This window comes from Bradyrhizobium cedriense, from assembly GCF_054602315.1.
In genome coordinates, this window is the sequence record NZ_JBTSWB010000009.1 from 79,886 (window position 1) to 97,438 (window position 17,553).

12 protein-coding genes and 1 pseudogene are annotated in these 17,553 nt (G+C 59.5%); 11 read left to right on the forward strand and 2 right to left on the reverse strand.

Annotated elements, in window-relative coordinates:
- Positions 1-91: 91 nt before the first annotated feature.
- Positions 92-1,483, forward strand: coding sequence for a Gfo/Idh/MocA family oxidoreductase (locus tag ACYCVF_RS30975; protein WP_459612946.1), 1,392 nt, complete (start codon positions 92-94; stop codon positions 1,481-1,483).
- 253 nt (positions 1,484-1,736) lie between these two features.
- Here the strand turns inward: ACYCVF_RS30975 and ACYCVF_RS30980 are convergent, their stop codons facing one another.
- The gene (locus tag ACYCVF_RS30980) at positions 1,737-1,919 is read right to left on the reverse strand and encodes a hypothetical protein (RefSeq protein ID WP_459606877.1); all 183 of its coding nucleotides are present in this window, start codon (positions 1,917-1,919) and stop codon (positions 1,737-1,739) included.
- A gap of 205 nt (positions 1,920-2,124) precedes the next feature.
- On the opposite strand from ACYCVF_RS30980, the gene ACYCVF_RS30985 reads away from it, so the two are divergent.
- Complete coding sequence (locus tag ACYCVF_RS30985) at positions 2,125-2,325, forward strand: hypothetical protein (protein WP_459606878.1); 201 nt, start codon at positions 2,125-2,127, stop codon at positions 2,323-2,325.
- 1,748 nt (positions 2,326-4,073) lie between these two features.
- On the opposite strand, the gene ACYCVF_RS30990 is transcribed toward ACYCVF_RS30985, so the two are convergent.
- Positions 4,074-4,232 (reverse strand): hypothetical protein, encoded by a 159-nt coding sequence (locus ACYCVF_RS30990; protein ID WP_459606879.1) that lies wholly within the window; start codon positions 4,230-4,232, stop codon positions 4,074-4,076.
- Between the two features lie 758 nt (positions 4,233-4,990).
- Here ACYCVF_RS30990 and ACYCVF_RS30995 point away from each other — a divergent pair.
- The 9 genes and pseudogenes from ACYCVF_RS30995 to ACYCVF_RS31035 all read left to right on the forward strand — a co-directional run bounded on the left by ACYCVF_RS30995 (position 4,991) and on the right by ACYCVF_RS31035 (position 17,363).
- Positions 4,991-6,136 carry a homocitrate synthase/isopropylmalate synthase family protein gene (locus ACYCVF_RS30995; protein ID WP_459606880.1) on the forward strand — a complete coding sequence of 382 codons (1,146 nt, stop codon included), beginning with the start codon at positions 4,991-4,993 and terminating at the stop codon, positions 6,134-6,136.
- 77 nt (positions 6,137-6,213) lie between these two features.
- Entirely contained in the window at positions 6,214-7,032 is an 819-nt protein-coding gene (locus tag ACYCVF_RS31000) for a class I SAM-dependent methyltransferase (RefSeq protein ID WP_459606881.1), read from the forward strand.
- Between the two features lie 1,352 nt (positions 7,033-8,384).
- A pseudogene (locus ACYCVF_RS31005) lies at positions 8,385-9,601 on the forward strand (MFS transporter).
- A gap of 64 nt (positions 9,602-9,665) precedes the next feature.
- Positions 9,666-10,928, forward strand: coding sequence for an aconitase/3-isopropylmalate dehydratase large subunit family protein (locus ACYCVF_RS31010; RefSeq protein WP_459606882.1), 1,263 nt, complete (start codon positions 9,666-9,668; stop codon positions 10,926-10,928).
- Positions 10,925-11,407, forward strand: a complete 483-nt coding sequence (locus tag ACYCVF_RS31015) for a LeuD/DmdB family oxidoreductase small subunit (protein ID WP_459606883.1) — start codon at positions 10,925-10,927, stop codon at positions 11,405-11,407. Before ACYCVF_RS31010 ends, ACYCVF_RS31015 begins: the two co-directional genes overlap by 4 nt.
- Positions 11,408-12,450: 1,043 nt before the next feature.
- Positions 12,451-13,497, forward strand: coding sequence for an ABC transporter substrate-binding protein (locus ACYCVF_RS31020; protein ID WP_459606884.1), 1,047 nt, complete (start codon positions 12,451-12,453; stop codon positions 13,495-13,497).
- Positions 13,498-13,607: 110 nt separating this feature from the next.
- Complete coding sequence (locus ACYCVF_RS31025) at positions 13,608-15,245, forward strand: ABC transporter permease (protein WP_459606885.1); 1,638 nt, start codon at positions 13,608-13,610, stop codon at positions 15,243-15,245.
- The gene (locus tag ACYCVF_RS31030) at positions 15,238-16,302 is read left to right on the forward strand and encodes an ABC transporter ATP-binding protein (protein WP_459606886.1); all 1,065 of its coding nucleotides are present in this window, start codon (positions 15,238-15,240) and stop codon (positions 16,300-16,302) included. The genes ACYCVF_RS31025 and ACYCVF_RS31030 overlap by 8 nt, the downstream gene beginning before the upstream one ends.
- A gap of 29 nt (positions 16,303-16,331) precedes the next feature.
- Positions 16,332-17,363, forward strand: coding sequence for a LysR substrate-binding domain-containing protein (locus ACYCVF_RS31035; RefSeq protein ID WP_459606887.1), 1,032 nt, complete (start codon positions 16,332-16,334; stop codon positions 17,361-17,363).
- Positions 17,364-17,553 lie beyond the last annotated feature (190 nt).

Consider the following 17,553-nt stretch of genomic DNA (forward strand, 5'->3'; position numbering starts at 1 on the left):
ACCTTGTCAGCGTCCGTCAGGTCGACCCAGTGTCTGTCCTCATCGCGCCCGAAGTTCTGATTGAGGCAAAAGTGAGAGAGTGTCAGAAGGCATGCGAGGAGATATCATTCTCGTCGGTCTCGGTGCTTATGCCCGGGCGAAATACATTCCTCTAATCGAGGATGCCGTCTCCAGCGGTCGAGCATCGGCCTTCCATGTCGTCGAGCTCGACAGTGCGCGAGACGATGTGGATGCCTTTTTCCGGACCCGCACCTGCAAGCCGGCGAGCGTCTCATCGGTACCCGATCTCCGGCGACGGAGGATATGGTATTCCGGCCATGGGGAGGACGTCCTGACCGCTCTGGCACGTCCGGGGACGAAAGTGATCGTCGCGACCGAACCCAAGGCTCATTTGGGCTACCTTCGCGCGGCTCTTGGACTTGGCCTTGATTGCCTGGTCGACAAGCCCGTCATTCTTCCCATGGGAGCGAATGGACTCCCTGCAGCGGACCGTCTGATTGGTGCGGTAGCCGAGCTCAAGGAGATCTGCGATCGGACTGGCGGCCGTTGCGTGGTCATGGCGCCGCGCCGCTACAACGCAGTGTACGAATTGATAGGCCGGTATGCGCGGCGCGCCTCCCGAAACCTTGGCACGCCAGTCACCTATATTGGTATCGAGCATCACGCGGGAGTGTGGAACACGGAGGAGGAGATCCTGTCCCGGGAGGACCATCCTTACCGCTACGGCTACGGAATGCTTTGCCATTCCGGCTATCACTACATCGATATTCTCTCCGGTCTCCTGGCTCACAATGAGGACCACTTCGGCAGTCTTGCGCTCGAGCTGGATGTCCACCGGGCGAGCGCCGCCGACCAGGTCGGGCAGATTGGCCCGGATCCGGTGCGCAGGCTTAGCGGCGATGCGCCAGTCGCTCGACTGTTTCCCGCGCCGCTGTTCTGGGGTGAGACGGATATTGTCTCGTCCGGAGCCGCAAGGCGTCCAGGAAGCCGCGATACCGTCTGCCTGTTTCGGCTCGACCTTCTGCAGACCAGCGTGTCGCTTCGCAACTGGCGGCAACTGCCAGCCAATGTTTACAACAAGAACGGACGATACGGGACCGAGACGATTCGCTTGAATATCGGTCCCTTCGCAGCAATCGAGGCCAGGATCTTCAAGCGCCCACACATGAGCACGGAAGCTCATCCGCAACTGACCAGGGAGGCGCACATCACGCTTTGGCGCAATGCCGGTTTCCTCGGCGGCGCAGTCTTACACGAACGGCATTATCCCGCGCGGGACACGTTTGCCCGAAACGCTGATCTTGGCGCTGGCCGTAAAAGGTTGTTTGACGATTGGCTGGCGGCACGGACCGACAAGAGTTCCCTCGAGTCGCATACCCGGACGATATCGCTCTTTGCTCAGTATTTGGCGGCGCTCACCACAGACGGAGCGAACAGAGATCAAGCGACCGGATTACGCGCCGTCAGCAAAGTGCCGGCATGAATGTCGTCGCTTCGACTTCAACGCGCCCTCGGCATTCTGGGCGTGCCTTGTTCGCCGGAAACGGCGCGAGATTGGCCATCGTTGGTCGTGACCGGGATGGTGAGGTATTTGGCCGTGCGTACGGCATGCCAGATGTATTTTCTGTCCAACTGCGAGACGATTGATGAATGGTGACCGTCACGACGTCCTGTTTGACGGGAGCCATCCTCTGCCCAGCAACTACCGGGCGTACAGGCAGTCGGTTCATGCACGCCTAGTGAAGATCCTTCGACAAAATCCGCGGCGCCGCTTTCTCGAGATCGGCATAGGGCCGACCTTCAGGCAGGAGCGGTTCAGGGCCATCAACGACCTCGGCATCCACCATGTAGGCTTGGACTTCGAACATGTTTGCGCCGAACGCCGGGCCGACATGGGCACGGCTGGCATCGCTGACCAAAACATCACCTTTCTGGGAAATCCGTCGGGAACATACCTGTTCAACCTGAACAGGCTGGCCAGGAATCGAGAGACTTTCGATATCTCTCGATGGTAGCCATTCGATTTATGTCGATCTGGCGGCTGCGATTGCAGCAGTGCGGCTGTTGAAACCTGGCGCCTTGTTCCTTTTCGATAATGTCAGGTTTTCCTTCGGGAAGCGACATTTGATCCAGTCAACAACTCAATATGCGGATGCCAATGAGCCCAACCAATTGACCGAGGATGAGGCCAACGAAGCTCACGAAACGATCATCATCCGGGACTATCTGATCCCTCTGTTCAGCTTTGAGGTGGAGCGGTCGTGGTCGGATCCTGATTGGATCGCGCTCCGAGCGCCCGATTCCGCTCCGTGGATGCGGATTTGACGGTTCTCCCACGATCGGGCTCCTCCATCGACGTCTGCACCTCTGTCACGAAGGAAGCACGGCAGGGTTCGCCCTCTTGGCACGCCTGAAGTTGCTGCCATGGTCGTTCGAAGCCTTGAACTTGCAAACGTTCCCGACTGCCGTGTCGTCGTTCTTTCCAAATCGATGATGGATCTATGATCAAGGAGCGGCCGGCAAATTAGCTGCCAGCTCGACACGACGCGCTTCGCGCTCCAGGCGCCGGCTGAGGGCCGGTATCGCGCGGCGCTGCAGGCAAGTTGCGCCCCGATGTGCTCGATCATGGCCTTTGGTTTCTGGTTCACAGCTTCAATTTTTGGAAACTGTCACCCTGCGTCCGTCGCTAGAGTGAACGACGCTATGCTGTTTCGTGTCGACGGCCTTGATGTCCTGAGCCCAGTCAGGATGGCGTTGCTAGTGAATTCGCTGCTCTTATAGCTGACCACTATCTTCGACTTTCCACGCTCAATCGCGGGCCGCTCCAGTTCCTGTGGCCATCCAGCTGCCGGAAAGCGAAGGGTATGCGCTCTTGCACTATCACTCGTGTGCGCAATTCATCGATCATGCGGAAAGTGTTGTCCTCAGGAGTCCTGCGTAATGACACAAAAAAGAGCCGGATTTATGCGCGATTTTGATCCTGCGCTGCGAGCTTGCAGCAAAAGGAACTGCTATCGGATCAAAAATGGGGCTTAGGCGGGATTGGGAAGCGAGTTCGGTGTGACCAAAGACTCACGCCTACGACGCGAATGTCGCCTGGACCTTACGCGCTTGAGGCCGACCGCAAGCCCGTGGCAGCGGCTGGTCGCAGCGTGGTAATCGAGACAAATGCCGGCCGCTGTTATCAGTCGAAGGATGACGATTATACGCATGGCGCTGCGAACGATTTTGGATTTCGCTCGTGAGGGTAGTTGCATCGCGCGAAACGATCAGAAGGGGCAAAGAGCCGGACCTTCCGAATGGCGTTACTGCAAGAGAACCGAATTGTCTTGTTTGCATCCCGTATCTGTTTTCCGCAACGAGAGTTACATTTGTCGGCCAAATGACCAAGAAGAGCATCTGCATCGCGCCCTCATCTGAGTGGCTTGAGGAACGCGTCCCCGACGAGGGCGCCGAGGGCGGATCCTTGGCGAGACGCCTGCCGCCCTCTACCGACTTTCGATGTCTTGAGACCTGTATACCTGCCGAAATGATCAAATGAGCATCGTCCATCGGAGCACGCTTCCTGCTGAACGAGTTTTCGCTCAATGAGCCAGCAGATCGAGACGGCCCATCAAAGCTTTCTGAGAACCCACCGCGCAGTCGGCGTAGAATCACTGGAGCGAATAGCAAGCTGCACCGCGTAGATTGGCTATCGATGCACAAATGCAGACTACGGGTGGAGGTTATCTCTTGAGGGTTGAATGACATGTCTGATCGATTTCCGATCTTCGAAATTACCTTGGAACAGCGAAGACGAAGGTGGGTGTGGTCGGTCAGTACGACCGAAGGCATGTTGGTCATCACGGGTTCAAGAAGCAGCCGATCCGCTGCTCGCTATGAAGCTCACAGGGCGCTGTTTCTGATGCTGCTGAGCGCGCCGTACCATTCTCGGCCCTCGGGACGAGAGATCCAGGCCAGCCCAAAGGCTCCCGCGCAGCGCTCGCTTCCGCGCGGTTCGCTCGGCGGCCGCGAAACTGGGTGTCGCTAACCTTACGATCTGGTCCGGCGCGGAATTCGAGGAGGACCACCGGCTAGGAGCCGAATTCCTCCTCCGGTGCGTGGTCGAGGGCGTCCCGGTTCCCAACGGCGAAAGCGAGCTTCGCAATCTCGTCGATAAGTTTCAGGACGTCGACGACGAGCGAACGCTTTGCAATGTTCGCCCGCGTCTTCGACCGGCCGGCGTTCCTCATGCCATTTCAGCAAGAGAGCAGTCTTCCCGCTTTCTTCGATTCAGCGCGTGAAGCGGAGAGCGCGGCACGGGCGTTTCTTTCCGAACTTTCCTTGAAGCTGAGGTGAGCCAGTGACGACGTGATCGGAGCGATCCGCGGACACGAAAATCCTTTCGTCGTTTGTCGGCACGACGGCGCGGGGCTGAGAGCGTAGCCCGCTGGGCTTACTGCAGCACGAGGTGCAGCCGGCGCAACGGTACACGGTTAGGTGAACCAACGCCCGGGCAGCAGCCAAAACAAAAGACGTTGGTGCGACACCCGCCGGACCAGCCACGGTGGAAGGGACCACTAAACCATTTCATCGCCAGCCGTGGGGAGATTGATCGCTTTCGAAACTGGAGCCGTGTCAACTACCACGGCTGGTCATTGCCGCCCATGATGGATTTGTGTCAATCAGCAATTGACAAAAGCGGTGGCGGTAAGTCACTCGAAAAGGAGCTTCAATATAACGCGCTTGCTGGGTCAACGCTGTCCGGCGGTGTCGCCTTGGAGGACAAGGGATTTCCGAAGATGAATTGGTTTGTCGTCGTAACAAACACCCTCTCGCCGACGCCAGCGAGTTTTGAGGCCGGTGCCAGATACAGCGGGCGACGGGCTGATTCTAGTCGTCAGGATTGAGGCGCTGGTCGCCACGCATGACATAGACGACGAGCTGATGCGCGCACATGTCTCTCGCAGCAATCCTGATATCATTTCAATCAACAAGGAAAAAGCGCGCCATGATCGCTCACAAGGTCATCCTGGAAGACACCACGCTGCGCGACGGCGAGCAGACACCAGGCGTTGCCTTCTCGATCGACCAGAAGCTCGCCATCTTCGATGCGCTCGTCAAGATCGGTGTTCGCTACATCGAGCCGGGCATCCCGGCTATGGGAGGGGACGAGGTCACCGCGCTCAAGACGATGCTCGAACGCAAGGACGAAGCGCTCCTAGTCGCATGGAATCGGGGTGTTCGAGCGGACATCGAGGCCAGCCTCGCGCTGGGCTTTCAGGCCATTCACATCGGCCTGCCGACATCACAGACGCATTTGGAGAACAGTCTTGGGCGCGACCGGACTTGGCTTTTCAAGCGGGCGACGGATCTGATCAAGTTCGCCAAGGATCATGGTGTATTCGTCTCGATCAGTGCGGAAGATGTCGGCAGGACCGAAATCCGATTCTTGCAGGATTACGCCGCCGCGGTCACAGCCGCAGGCGCGGACCGACTGCGGCTGTCCGACACGATCGGCATCATGACGCCCGAGAAATATGCCGAACGCGTCAGGAGCGTCCGGACCGTGTCGGATATCGACACGCAGTGCCATTGTCACAACGATTTCGGACTGTCGATCGCGAACACGCTCGCCGGACTCGAAGCAGGCGCGACCTATTTCCATGTCTGTGTCAACGGCATCGGCGAAAGGGCGGGCATGCCCGATTTGGCACAGATGACGATGGCGCTGAAGAAATTCCACAATATCGATCTCGGCATCGATACGACATCACTCGTGTCGCTTGCGATGCTGGTGAGCGAGGCGTCGCACCAGCCGCTAGCGATCTGGCAGCCGATCGTCGGTCGCAACATCTTCGCGCACGAGTCCGGGATACACGCCAAAGGCATGCTGAAGGATGCTGGCACATTCGAGCCATTCCAGGCACATGAGGTCGGTGGCGAGCGGCGCTATGTCATCGGCAAGCATTCGGGCAGGGCCGTCGTAAAACATGTCCTCGAACAGTGCGGCATCCAAGTGAACGAAGGGCTGCTGCCAGCCTGCCTCGAGACGGTTCGGGCAGAGTCAGTTCGTATCGGCGGGCCGGTCGAAGCCGATGCACTGCTTGCGATCTACCATGCGTTGGAGCAGCCAGCGCACGCGGCGTTAGACTGACATCGGCTCGCGGCCCGAAAGCCGGTGCCCTAAAAATGCTGAACCCAACAACAGAGGCTTTGATGTCCGATACGTCCTTGAAGCCGCTCGATCAGGCCGAGCATGGCTCGCCCGCACCATATGACAGTGTCTCCAACGGATATGATGTGACACGCCGGCCGGATGCGCGCCTCACGGAAGCGATCAAGGAACTGCTTCGCCCGGAGCGTGGAAAAAGGTATCTCGATCTTGGATGCGGTACCGGAAACTACCTCGCGGAATTCGCGGCGCGCGGCTACGCGATGACTGGACTCGATCTTTCCGAGGGCATGCTGCGGGTCGCGCGTGAGAAATCGCCCAGCTCCGATTTCATCTGCGCACCGGCGGAAAAGATGCCCGTACCCAGCGAGAGCATGGCCGGTGCGTTCTCGTGTCTAGCGGTTCATCATTTCGAGAATCTCGAGGCCATGGCACGTGAAGTCCATCGCGTGCTGGAACACGATTCGCGATTTGTCATCTTCACAACCGAGCCGTCGCAGACCCAGACCTTCTGGCTCAACGAATATTTCGGTGAGCTTATGGGATCCGGTGACTCCCTGATGCCGCCTGTGACACGGCTCGTGACGGTGCTGCAGCGTGCCGGATTTCATCCCGTGAACGTCTCGACCTGGGATATTCCGGAGGACATGGTCGATCTGTTTCTCTACGGCGCCAAGCACCGGCCGGCTCTCTATTTGCGGGATGATGTGCGCCAGGGCATCACGCGCTTCCGTCGGGCAGGGCAGAGCCGATCAGTTCAGGAGGGCTGTCGGCGACTGGAGCAGGACATTCTTGCCGGCCGCATCTGGAGCGTGCTGGACCGGCATCCTTCCACCTGCGGCGACTACACCTTTGTCACGGCCTGTAAGGCTCAATGAATTCGATTCGCCGGCCGCAGTTGGAGCGAAAGAGCTTTGCTTGATGCGACCGGTCTCATATCGCCGAATACAAGCCGCAGGCACGATCCTCGCACAGTGCATCTCATGGAACACGATGGGACGGGGCTGCGCGTCAACGTCGATCGCTTCCACCAGCAGCACAGGCTGGGATTCTGATTGCTTCAGACGGCGCGGCATCTTGTCTGGATGGCATGTCCGTGACGCATCGCGTCGCGTGCGGGAAGTCGTCCGGGACGAGGAGCGACTTCAGCGAGGCCGTCACTGACACAGTCTTGCAGATTTCGTCAAATCCGGCAAAGCGGCTGGCAGGAAGCCAGGTCTTGGCAGTGCTGATCGGGCAAATCGGCGGGCTTGTTCCATCAGATGCAGGAACAAGGCAACTTCAACGTTGTGGCGAGCTGTCCATGGATCGGGCGCACGCCTGCAGCCGGCAAGGTGTGGCTAGGCACTTTTCCGCGCAGACCGATGTTGGTGCTAAAAGGCGTCTGCGAGCTGATCTGATAACCGATCAGCTCGGAACGAGATAGGATCCGTCCCTGCCACTCAAGGTGCCGCCGCGCGGGATGATGCTCACTGGAATGGCTTGTCCGCTTCTTGCGACGAGCGACATGTCGCGGCTCACACGCAGCGCGGGTCGCCTCGACGCGCATGTCCGCATTCGCTCCACGCCGATCACATTGCATGCTTCCGGCTGCGTCTCTGTGAAGGTGCGGTCGATATGCCGTCGCCGCATCCGACATCGGCCAGGAGAGGGCACCCCCGTCCGCAACGCCGTGCGAGTCCCGCCGCGTAGCTCGCGGCGAGCGGTCCGGAATTTCGCACTAGGCCGTTAGTGCCGCCGCCGACGTTGATGTTGTCGCTTGCGTCTTGGTTCCTCGAGAATGGGTACGGGTCGTCATCCCACGCGTCCGGCTCGCGCCAGCCGCGGCCATAGGTCGATTGAAGCGGATGGGCGTTTAGCCTGTCCGGCTTGGCCCAGCCAGCGTGTCCAGTGTTCGACCGACAACACTGCTCTGCTTGTCAGCGCTGGCACGGGCCGAACCCGGCTCCTGAGCGAATTCAGCCGCGAGCGATCGGCTACCTCGTTCGTCCGCAAAGGAATGCCGTGATCGTCCAGCCGTAGCTCAATTGGCGCGATTATCGCTCACTCGCGAGGTTCGGGGACGCCGTTGCCACTATCCAAGTTGGTAGCTGCACAATGGGCAGCATCTGGTGGTGTGATGAATGTGGCCAGGGGATGCGACCGAAGCACTCCCGCGACCAAGAGCGTCTCCCAACGACATTGCCAAGGAGCGCAGGGCCGAAAGGCCTCAGCAGGAGCACACGCCCCGATGCAAGAGATTGTTTCGCAGCCTTCCGTTCGGAGTGTCAGATCCGTGCTCGACAGCATTGCTTTCGCGGCCTTTGCAGCATCGCTCTCGACGCGGGCGCTTGATCCAGTGCTGCCGATTGTAGCAGACGAGTTTGCCATCAGGATTGCGACTGCAGCAAGCATAGCCGCCAGTTACATGCTGACCTTCGGAGCTGTTCAACCACTGATTGGACCTATGGCGGACCTGCTAGGCAAGGCGCGTCTGATGGTCGGTTGTCTTGCCCTGTTGGCTGTGACAAACATTCTTACCGCCTTCGCAAACTCGTTCTTCTTGTTGTCGGCTGCGCGCATTCTAGCCGGCGTCGCGTCTGGCGGCGTGGTTCCGGTAGCGTTGAGCTTCGTCAGCGATCTGGTCGCTCCAGAGCAACGCCAGGTCGCCATCGGCCGAATAACGGCGGGCGTTATGATCGGCACCTTTCTCGGCGCCTCAATGACCGGATTGATCGGTGATCTTCAAGGCTGGCGGGGGCGCTGGTCGTTCTGGGTATCCTGGGACTGCTGGCTTCGGTGGCGGTGGCCGTGGGGCTCGGTCCCAAGGCGTTCATGCAGCCGCCAAAAGCGGACCTTTCGGCGGTGAAGAGGAGCTACGGGATGATCTTCGCCAACCCGAATGCCCGCATCTGCTATTTGGCAGTCTTTGTCGAGGGCTGTTGTATATTCGGCCTGTTTCCTTTTATCGCCTCGTTCATGTTCGATCGAGGCCAGACCTCGTCATCAACCGCCGGCGTGGTGATCGCCGGCTTTGCGCTCGGCGGCTTAATATACACCGCCACGATTTCGCGCGCGCTGCCCAGGCTTGGTGCGAGAGGGGCCATGATCACTGGCGCCGGTCTCGCCGGATTTCCGTTGATGGCTATGGCATTAGGTTCTGCTTGGAAGCTCCAATTCGCGATCCTCCTCTTGATGGGCTGGGGCTTCAGCTTGCTCCACGGCTGCCTCCAGGTCTTCGCCAGCGATTTGTCGGTCGATACGCGTGCGGTCGCGATGTCCTTCCACGTGTTCTTCTACAGCATGGGCCAGACGATCGGGCCGATTATCTATGGCTTCGGCCTGGACCATCTCGGCAAAGTGCCGACATTGCTCGTCGCGGGCAGCACCATGACAGCGCTCGGACTTGCATGTGCGCTGCTACTCGAGCCTTCCGATGTTGCCGATCGTCACAAGTCCGTCGTGTAACCCGTCTGGACGACCCTCATGGCCAATGACGCGTATTTCCCGAGCGAGTTGACGGAGCAAACACATGGTCAGCCCAGCGCCAACCGGTGTGGAAGCAATTTTTTCGGCGCATGCCGGACGAGCCGTCAAAGCAGGCGATTTTTGTGTCGTCGACGTCGACCTGGTGATGGCAACAGACGGAAATGGTCCTCTCGCTATCCGCATCCTGAAAGAAGAGCTCGGCGCGAACATGGTGTTCGACCCTCATCGGATCGTGCTTGTGATTGATCATTGCGGGCCAAGCCCGGGTGAAGGCGCGGCAAACCTGCAAAAGGGCATGTTTGCTTTTGCTAGGCAGACCGGCGCGCGCATTTTCGGCCCGGGCGAAGGGGTCTCCCATGTATTGCTCCCTGAGCAGCGGCTTGTGCGCCCAGGGATGCTCGTGCTCGGCTCTGATTCGCACACAATAACTTATGGCGCCGTGAACTGTGTAGGCCTCGGTATGGGCTCAACTGACATTGCAGTGGCGATGAGGACCGGGCGCGCCTGGGTCCGGTTACCCGGAACCGTTCGTGTCGAGTTGACCGGGCAGCTTCGTCCGGGCGTGTCAGGCAAGGATTTGGCTCTGTGGCTGATGAAACTGCTTGGCGTCGATGGGGTAACCTATTGTTCACTCGAGATCGCTGGAGAAGGGCTTGCCGGATTGACCATGGATGCGAGGCTGACCGTCGCCAACATGGCGATAGAGGCGGGGGCGAAATGCACGCTCATGCCTTGCGATGCAGTCTGCCGAAGCTTTGTCGGTGAGGCAGCGGCAGGAAACGCTGTTCCGCTGCCAAGCGATGCGCGCTTTCTGGCAAGGTACGAAATCTGCCTGGACGAGGTCGAGCCGCTTGTGGCGCCGCCGCATGACCTCACGCGGATAAGCGCAATCGACAGTTTCGTGGGCACGGCAATCGACATGGCATTTATCGGCACTTGTACGAACGGACGACTGGACGATCTTCGCGTTGCGGCGCGAGTTCTTAAGGGGCGCAAAGTTGCGCCAGGGCTGCGGCTTGTGGTTTCACCGGGTTCGCGAGAGGTTTATCTCTATGCTTTACGTGAGGGGCTGATCGACGTTTTCATCGAAGCGGGCGCGATCGTAACCCCGCCGGGCTGCGGGCCTTGCGTCGGGACGCATATGGGTATTCCCGCAGATGGCGATGTCGTGATCTCTACGGCCAATCGTAACTTCAAGGGTCGCATGGGCAACGCGCGAGCCTCCGTGTTCCTGGCTTCGCCGTCCGTCGTCGCCGCATCGGCGATCGTGGGCGCCATCGCGGCGTCGAAGGAGGTCGGCGCATGAGGGGGCGTGTTTGGCGCTTCGGCGACAATATCTCAACTGATGACGTCATTGCCGGCAAGTATAAGCAGTCATCCATCGATCCCGAAAAGCTCTCAAAGCACCTCATGGAGAATATCCGTCCGGGATTTGCCTCCGCCGTTGGCCCGGGAGATTTTATCGTCGCAGGCAAGAATTTCGGATGTGGCTCCTCGCGCGAGCAGGCGCCTCAGATCATTCGCTATTCCGGCATCCAGGCGGTCATTGCAATCTCCTTCGCTCGTATTTTCTATCGCAACGCAATCAACATCGGCCTGCGGCTCATCGAAGCAGATTTGACAGGCCTGAGCGAGGGAGAGTTCCTGACGTTGGAAGGCCACCGACTGGTAAGCCAGACTCGCGGTGAGATATTGGAGATATCTGATCTGGATCCGGCTCTCGACCGGATCATTGCCGCGGGTGGGCTCCTGAACCTGGTGCGTCAGGAGGGGACGCTGCGGTGACGGCCGCCGCGCAGCGAATGTGGCCGGATTTGTCTCGTCCATCCATTGCCATGCCTGAACCGCATGAACCACAACGAAGCAGGGCAGAGAGCGCTCGACGGAGCCGGCGTTGATGACCGGGATGGGCGTGACTGCGTTCCTCCTTGAGTGTTCTTTGCAACGGAGAACAGCTTTGAACTGATAACTGCAAGCTTCGACACTCCGGCAGTCTGCCAGTCGCTCTTTCGATTTGCTCGTGAGAGGGCTCTTCCCCAGCCCGGATCTTTCAACATCCTGACATTGTTCCAGGCCAGGCGACGGACACCAAGATCGTTCCGAAAATGCCCGCCGCACGTGCGGGTGCCATTGATTGTTGAGGCAGTCTACGCCCGGACCCAGGAGGTCTGTATCGCTGCTTTCTAAAGATTGTGCGCAAAATTGCGGGGTGTACGACCATCCATGAATTTCGTGAAGTTACGCCGGGCCAATTTCCTCGGCCTCGACGATGGTCCGCTCGTCGCTATCAGAAACAGCGCTATATCCGTATGTCAGGCCGCGTCTTGCCGAACCCTTGTGTCACTCGTTCCGCTTAGAGCCGCCCGGATAGTTTAAACCTATTTTTCCGATCCTGCTCTGCAATCCACATGTCATGCTGACCGACGAGCCGACGATGGCGGGTGCCCCTGATCCGCTCAAGCGCAACATCGATGCAGCGGCGCTGGCTCGAAGCACACCGGATCAAGCACCTGACGCAACCACTTCTGTCGCGCGATGGAGCGCGCCACTCGCGTAAGCCTACGCATCACCCTCGTTCCATGGATGCAATATGAAGCTTTGATGACAATTGTGTTTTGCTCCTGCGTTTCTAGGCCGTTTTTGCGATTCCGGATTTCATTGCTTGTAGACACACAAGAAGAATTGTGGCGCGGCAATCCCCTACTCAATCTAATAGTTGAACATCACGAACGCCGAGGGGGAGAAGGACTATTTCCAGAATTGCAGATTGGCGGGACCACAAAGCTCTGAGTTCGCCTCTCATCAGCCGGCGGGGCATCGTTCTCGGCGTGGGCGCAGCCGCCTGCACGGGATTGCTCACTGCGAAAGCCCGCGCTCAATCGTCGCCTTCGGCCCTCATCAAGACCGCGCAGACCGAGGGCAAAGTGGTCGTCTACAGCACGACAGACTCGCAATATTCTCAGCCGATGTTCAAAGCGTTCACACGCAAATTCGGCGTGGTGGTGGAGGAGAACGCTCTCGCGACCAGTAATCTGTACAGCCTGGTGATTTCAGAGGCGGCGGCAAACCAGGTCGGATCGGACGTGGTATGGAGCGCAGCAACGGACCTGCAGATGGCCCTACAGGTCGCCGGTCATGCGCAGGTTTATGTGTCCGAGGAGACCAGCGCGCTACCGGACTGGGCCCGCTACAGGGATGCCCTCTTCGCGACGTCGATCGAGCCAGTCGGATTTGCCTACAACACCCGCACTTTGCAAGTTGACGAGGTGCCCCACACCTATGCCGATCTGATCCGCTTCGTCTCGGAGTCGCCCAAACTACAGGGGCGAGTTGCCACGACCGATGCCGAGAAGAGCGGGTTGGCCTACATGCTCCACGCCAACGATGCAAAGCGTCACCCGCAGGCCTATTGGAAGCTGGCCGCAGCCATAGGGAAGGCAGGTGCGAAGACCTATGTCAGCTCCGCCAATGTCATGGAGTCCGTGACATCAGGCGAGAACGTCCTCGCCACTCATGTCAACGGTTCATATGCGCTGGAGATCCAGGCCAAGAACCCGAATTTGCGGGCGCATTTCCTCAGCGACTTTACCGCCTGCCTCCTGCGCGTGTCGTTCATCAACGTGCGTGCGCCGCGGCCCAATGCGGCCAAGCTTCTTCAGGACTTCATGCTGTCGCACGAGGGCCAGTCCATCCTGGCGGCCAATGGCCTGCCTGCGGCCCGCGGCGGGGAGGGCTCGTCGCCCCTTCGAAAGCTGAAAGACATCACTGGCGTGGAGGTCGAGCCGATCAAGCTCGACGAGACGCTTCTCGAGAACATCGACAAGGGCAAGCGCCTGGCATTTGTCCGTGATTGGAAAAAGGCGATCGGAAGGTGACCGCCGCATATACAGATTCCGGTATCTCGTCTCTCGGGCCACGGTGGGGTGTGCGATGGCGCCTGCCGGAAGGGCTATATGAGCGGCTGTTCCGCCGCGGAGTGACGGTTGTGTTGGCGGTCGTCATTTTGGCGCCCGTGCTGCTCGTCTTGTATCAGAGCGTGCTCGACGGAGCCTTCTTTTCGGAGCATGCGCACCTCAGCCTGGACGCGTATCGGTACGTGCTGTCCGATCCTGATTTCTACTCTGCTCTGAAAACGACCGCGATATTCACCGCCGGCATGGTGCTGATTTCCCTGCCGCTGGGTGCGGTGCTGGCGTTCCTGATGACGCGCTTCGACATGAGGTTCAAGGCCGTCCTGGAAATCCTGATCCTAATGCCAATGTTCCTGTCCTCGCTGATTCTGGCATTTGGCTACGTCGTGACCATCGGTCCGCAAGGATTTCTTACGATCGCCTGGCGCGCCTTCTTCGGTAAGGAGATCTGGAACGTCTACAGCCTGGCTGGCATGACCGTCGTGGCCGGATTGAGTCACGTTCCGCATGTCTACCTGTATGTCTCCTCCGCGATGAGCAATCTCCCGACAGAGCTCGAAGAGGCGGCGCAAACCTGCGGCTCCAGCCCGTGGCGTGTCCTTGTGGACGTAACCCTGCCGCTGGTCACGCCCGCGCTCGTGTTCGCGACGATGCTCAACGTGCTGCTCGGTGTCGAGGTCTTTGGCATCCCGCTGATCCTGGGTGACCCCCAGGGAATCACGGTGCTCACCACCTACATCTATAAGCTGTCGACCATGATGGGCACTCCGTCTTATGAATTGATGGCGGTCGTTGCTGTCTGCCTGCTTTTTATGACTTTGCCCATGGTGTGGTTGCAGCGTCGCCTGCTGCGCCGTTCACAGCGCTTCGCGGTGGTTGGTGGCAAGGGCGCTCGCGCCAGCAGCCTGAGCCTTGGCGTAAGAGGGCAAATGCTCGCGATGTCGATCATCTGCGGATGGCTGTTGGTTTCCGTCGTCTTGCCGATCAGCGGCATCGCGATTCGCGCCTTCGTCACGGCCTGGGGCGCCGGCACCGATCTGTGGCAGCAGGTCTCTCTGCAAAGCTTCCGCGACGTTCTTGCCACGCCCGCGCTGGTACGCAGCATCGGCAATACCATCCTGTTGTCTGTGGGGGGCGGCGGGATCGCAGTTGCTGTGTATCTTATGATAGCGCTCGCCTCTCACCGCAATCGCAGCCGCTCCGCCGTGGTGCTCGATTATCTGGTGCTACTGCCGCGGGCGCTGCCCGGCATCATTGTCGGGCTCGCGTTTCTCTGGCTGTTTCTCTTTGTTCCTTTCTTGGCTCCAATTCGCGGCACGCTGCTGTGTATCCTGCTGGCCTATATGGTCGTCGGACTTTCGTATGGACTTCGCATCATTCAAAGCACGCTGCTTCAGGTGTCTCCCGAACTCGAGGAGGCGGCGCGCGTTGCGGGGGCCTCAATCGGCCGCGCGTGGATGGACGTTGTCGTCCCCATTATTCGGCCGGGATTGGTGGGAGCCTTTGTGTTGATCATGATCGTATTCATACGGGAATACTCGACCGGCCTCTATCTCATGGGAAGCGGTACTGAAATCGTCGGCCCGCTGATCATCACGCTGACGCAGAGCGGTGACCTCAATCCCGGCGCAGTCCTCGCCTTGTTGAACATTCTGATGATCGTCGCCGCACTCGGTTTGGCCCTGCGATTAGGAGCACGCATCCGTGACTGAACTCGTTGTCGAAGCTGTCCGGAAAACCCTCGGTCAACAGCAGGTTCTCAAGGACGCGAGCTTCTCCGCCGAAAAAGGGACCATCACCGCGTTGCTGGGCGCATCGGGATCTGGAAAGTCCACGCTACTCAGATGCATCGCGGGTCTGGAGCGGCCGGAGTCCGGCCGGATCGCAATCGCCGGGCAATTGGTATTCGATTGCGATGCGCATGTCTCGGTCCCCCCGGAACGCCGGCAGGTTGGATTCGTATTTCAGTCCTATGCGCTGTGGCCGCACCGCACGGTCCAGGACAATGTTGCCTACGGACTGCGGTTGCGCGGCGTTCCTGCCTCCGAGCGGCAGCAACAGATCGGTGAGATATTGGCGCAGATGGATCTGGCGCATCTGGCCCAACGCTATCCGGCCCAACTCTCCGGCGGCCAGCAGCAGCGCGTCGCGATCTGCCGCGCGCTGGTCTACAAGCCCAAGGTCCTGCTTCTGGACGAACCTCTCTCCAATCTGGATCAGAAATTGCGTGATGAGGCCAGATACTGGATCCGCAAGCTCATCCTCGATCTACAGATCTGCGCCATCCTCGTGACGCACGACCAGAATGAGGCGCTGGCTGTGGCCGACACGATCATGCTCCTCCAGGAAGGCGCCATTGTCGAGCGGGGTGCGCCACAGGCGCTCTACGCCAATCCCAGCACGTTCTATGCCGCAAGGTTCATCGGCACCAGCAACGTGGTCGAGGGCCGGTTCGAGCGTGCTCCCGATGGCTCGCATGTCATAGTCGGCGACGGATTCGAACTGCGGGGCATCCTCCAGGGAAGCGTCGGCCGGGAAGGAGACTGCAAGGCAAAGGCAGTTATCCGCAGCGAAGAGGTTTGTCTCGTGCCACGGGGGGCGCCGGACGCGGTCGAGATGGAGCTCGTCGATTCGATATTTCTCGGCGACCGCTGGGAGTACAGGCTCGCCAGAGGCGGACTGCAGCTCAAGGCGTATGGAGGCGGAGGCTTGCCCCCAGGCAGCACAATGGTCAGGATTCCGCGAAACAAGGTATGGATATTCGCTTGAGGCGAACGAGATCCGGTAAGGGGGCAGCTGTGCTCAAGAGAGATCAGCGTATCCGCGTGTTGTATGCGGTGGCCACCTGCGGCAGCTTCACCAATGCCGCCGAGATGCTGCACCTGACCCAGCAGGCCGTTTCCTTCCAGATCAAATCGCTCGAAGACGAGTTGGGTACGAGATTGATACGCCGCGACGTCAAGTCCGTCGAGCTCACCGAGGAGGGCCAGATCCTGGTGCGCTATGCCAAGCAAATCCTGGATCTGTACAGCGCGGCCGAAGACGAGATTTCGCATAGCAAGGGACTTCACGAGGGCCTGCTTCGCATCGGATGCACTGGTACGCTTGCACGCGTCGCGGTTCCGGGCGCCATCCGCCTGTTTCGCGAATCTCATCCGGCTGTTTCCTTCACCGTCTCGATCAGCAACAGTGAGGGTGTGCTGGACTTGCTGTCGCGGAACATCGTCGATATGGGGATCGTTAGCGCCGGCCCAGTCGATCTTGAGCAATACAGCATCGAGAAGCTGTTCGACGATGAAGTGCTGTTCATTGCGCCGGCTGACCATCAATTTGCGCAACGAGAGCTGGTTGCGCCAGACGAGTTGATGTCGGAGCCGTTCGTGCTACGGGAGGTGGGCTCGGGCACGCGGCGCGTTGTGGCCCAATATCTCAAATCGTTGGGAGTGGAGGTCGCCGACTTCAAGGTCACGACCGAGCTTGGCAGTTCGGAGGCGCTCAAGGCTGCGGTCGCGGCTGGGATCGGTCTGTCGGCGACATCAAGCATATCGCTGCTGGACAATCCATTCAGGCCGCCGCTCGTGCCAATCAATCTGGATGGTCCGCCCCTCAATCGAAGCTTTTATCTGGTTATGCCGGTGGCCACGGGCAAGCGACGGGTGGTCGGCGCTTTCGAGAAAGCATTGCGCGCGGCAAACGCGGTCGCGTTTGGCGCCTCGGGACGTGAAAGGGAGGCCGAAGAATCGCTCGATCTGCGAGGGATAGCTCTTCCGCCGACGAGCCGCGAACCTGATGTAAGAGCACCCTGCGCACGGCTCTCACGACAAAGGTAAGCCGGCATTGCGGCGGATGACGCTCTATTGAAGGCGCAGGAGTCGCTTCCTAGCGTCCTCATGCGCGCAATTGAAGGTGCGTGCTCGGGCAATGACGTGATCGAGCGCGGTCATACGTCTCGCATCCCACCTGGAACGCGCCTCGCTTCGACGGAAGAGGGTCTTTCGAATTCGCAGCTGATGTGTTCAC

What these genes read in the sequence shown, in the direction of transcription:
- ACYCVF_RS30995 (WP_459606880.1), top strand. Translation starts at nt 4,991, where the DNA reads ATGATCGCTCACAAGGTCATCCTGGAAGACACCACGCTGCGCGACGGC.
- ACYCVF_RS31010 (WP_459606882.1), top strand. Translation starts at nt 9,666, where the DNA reads ATGGTCAGCCCAGCGCCAACCGGTGTGGAAGCAATTTTTTCGGCGCAT.
- ACYCVF_RS30975 (WP_459612946.1), top strand. Translation starts at nt 92, where the DNA reads ATGCGAGGAGATATCATTCTCGTCGGTCTCGGTGCTTATGCCCGGGCG.
- ACYCVF_RS31015 (WP_459606883.1), top strand. Translation starts at nt 10,925, where the DNA reads ATGAGGGGGCGTGTTTGGCGCTTCGGCGACAATATCTCAACTGATGAC.
- ACYCVF_RS30990 (WP_459606879.1), bottom strand. Translation starts at nt 4,232, where the DNA reads ATGAGGAACGCCGGCCGGTCGAAGACGCGGGCGAACATTGCAAAGCGT.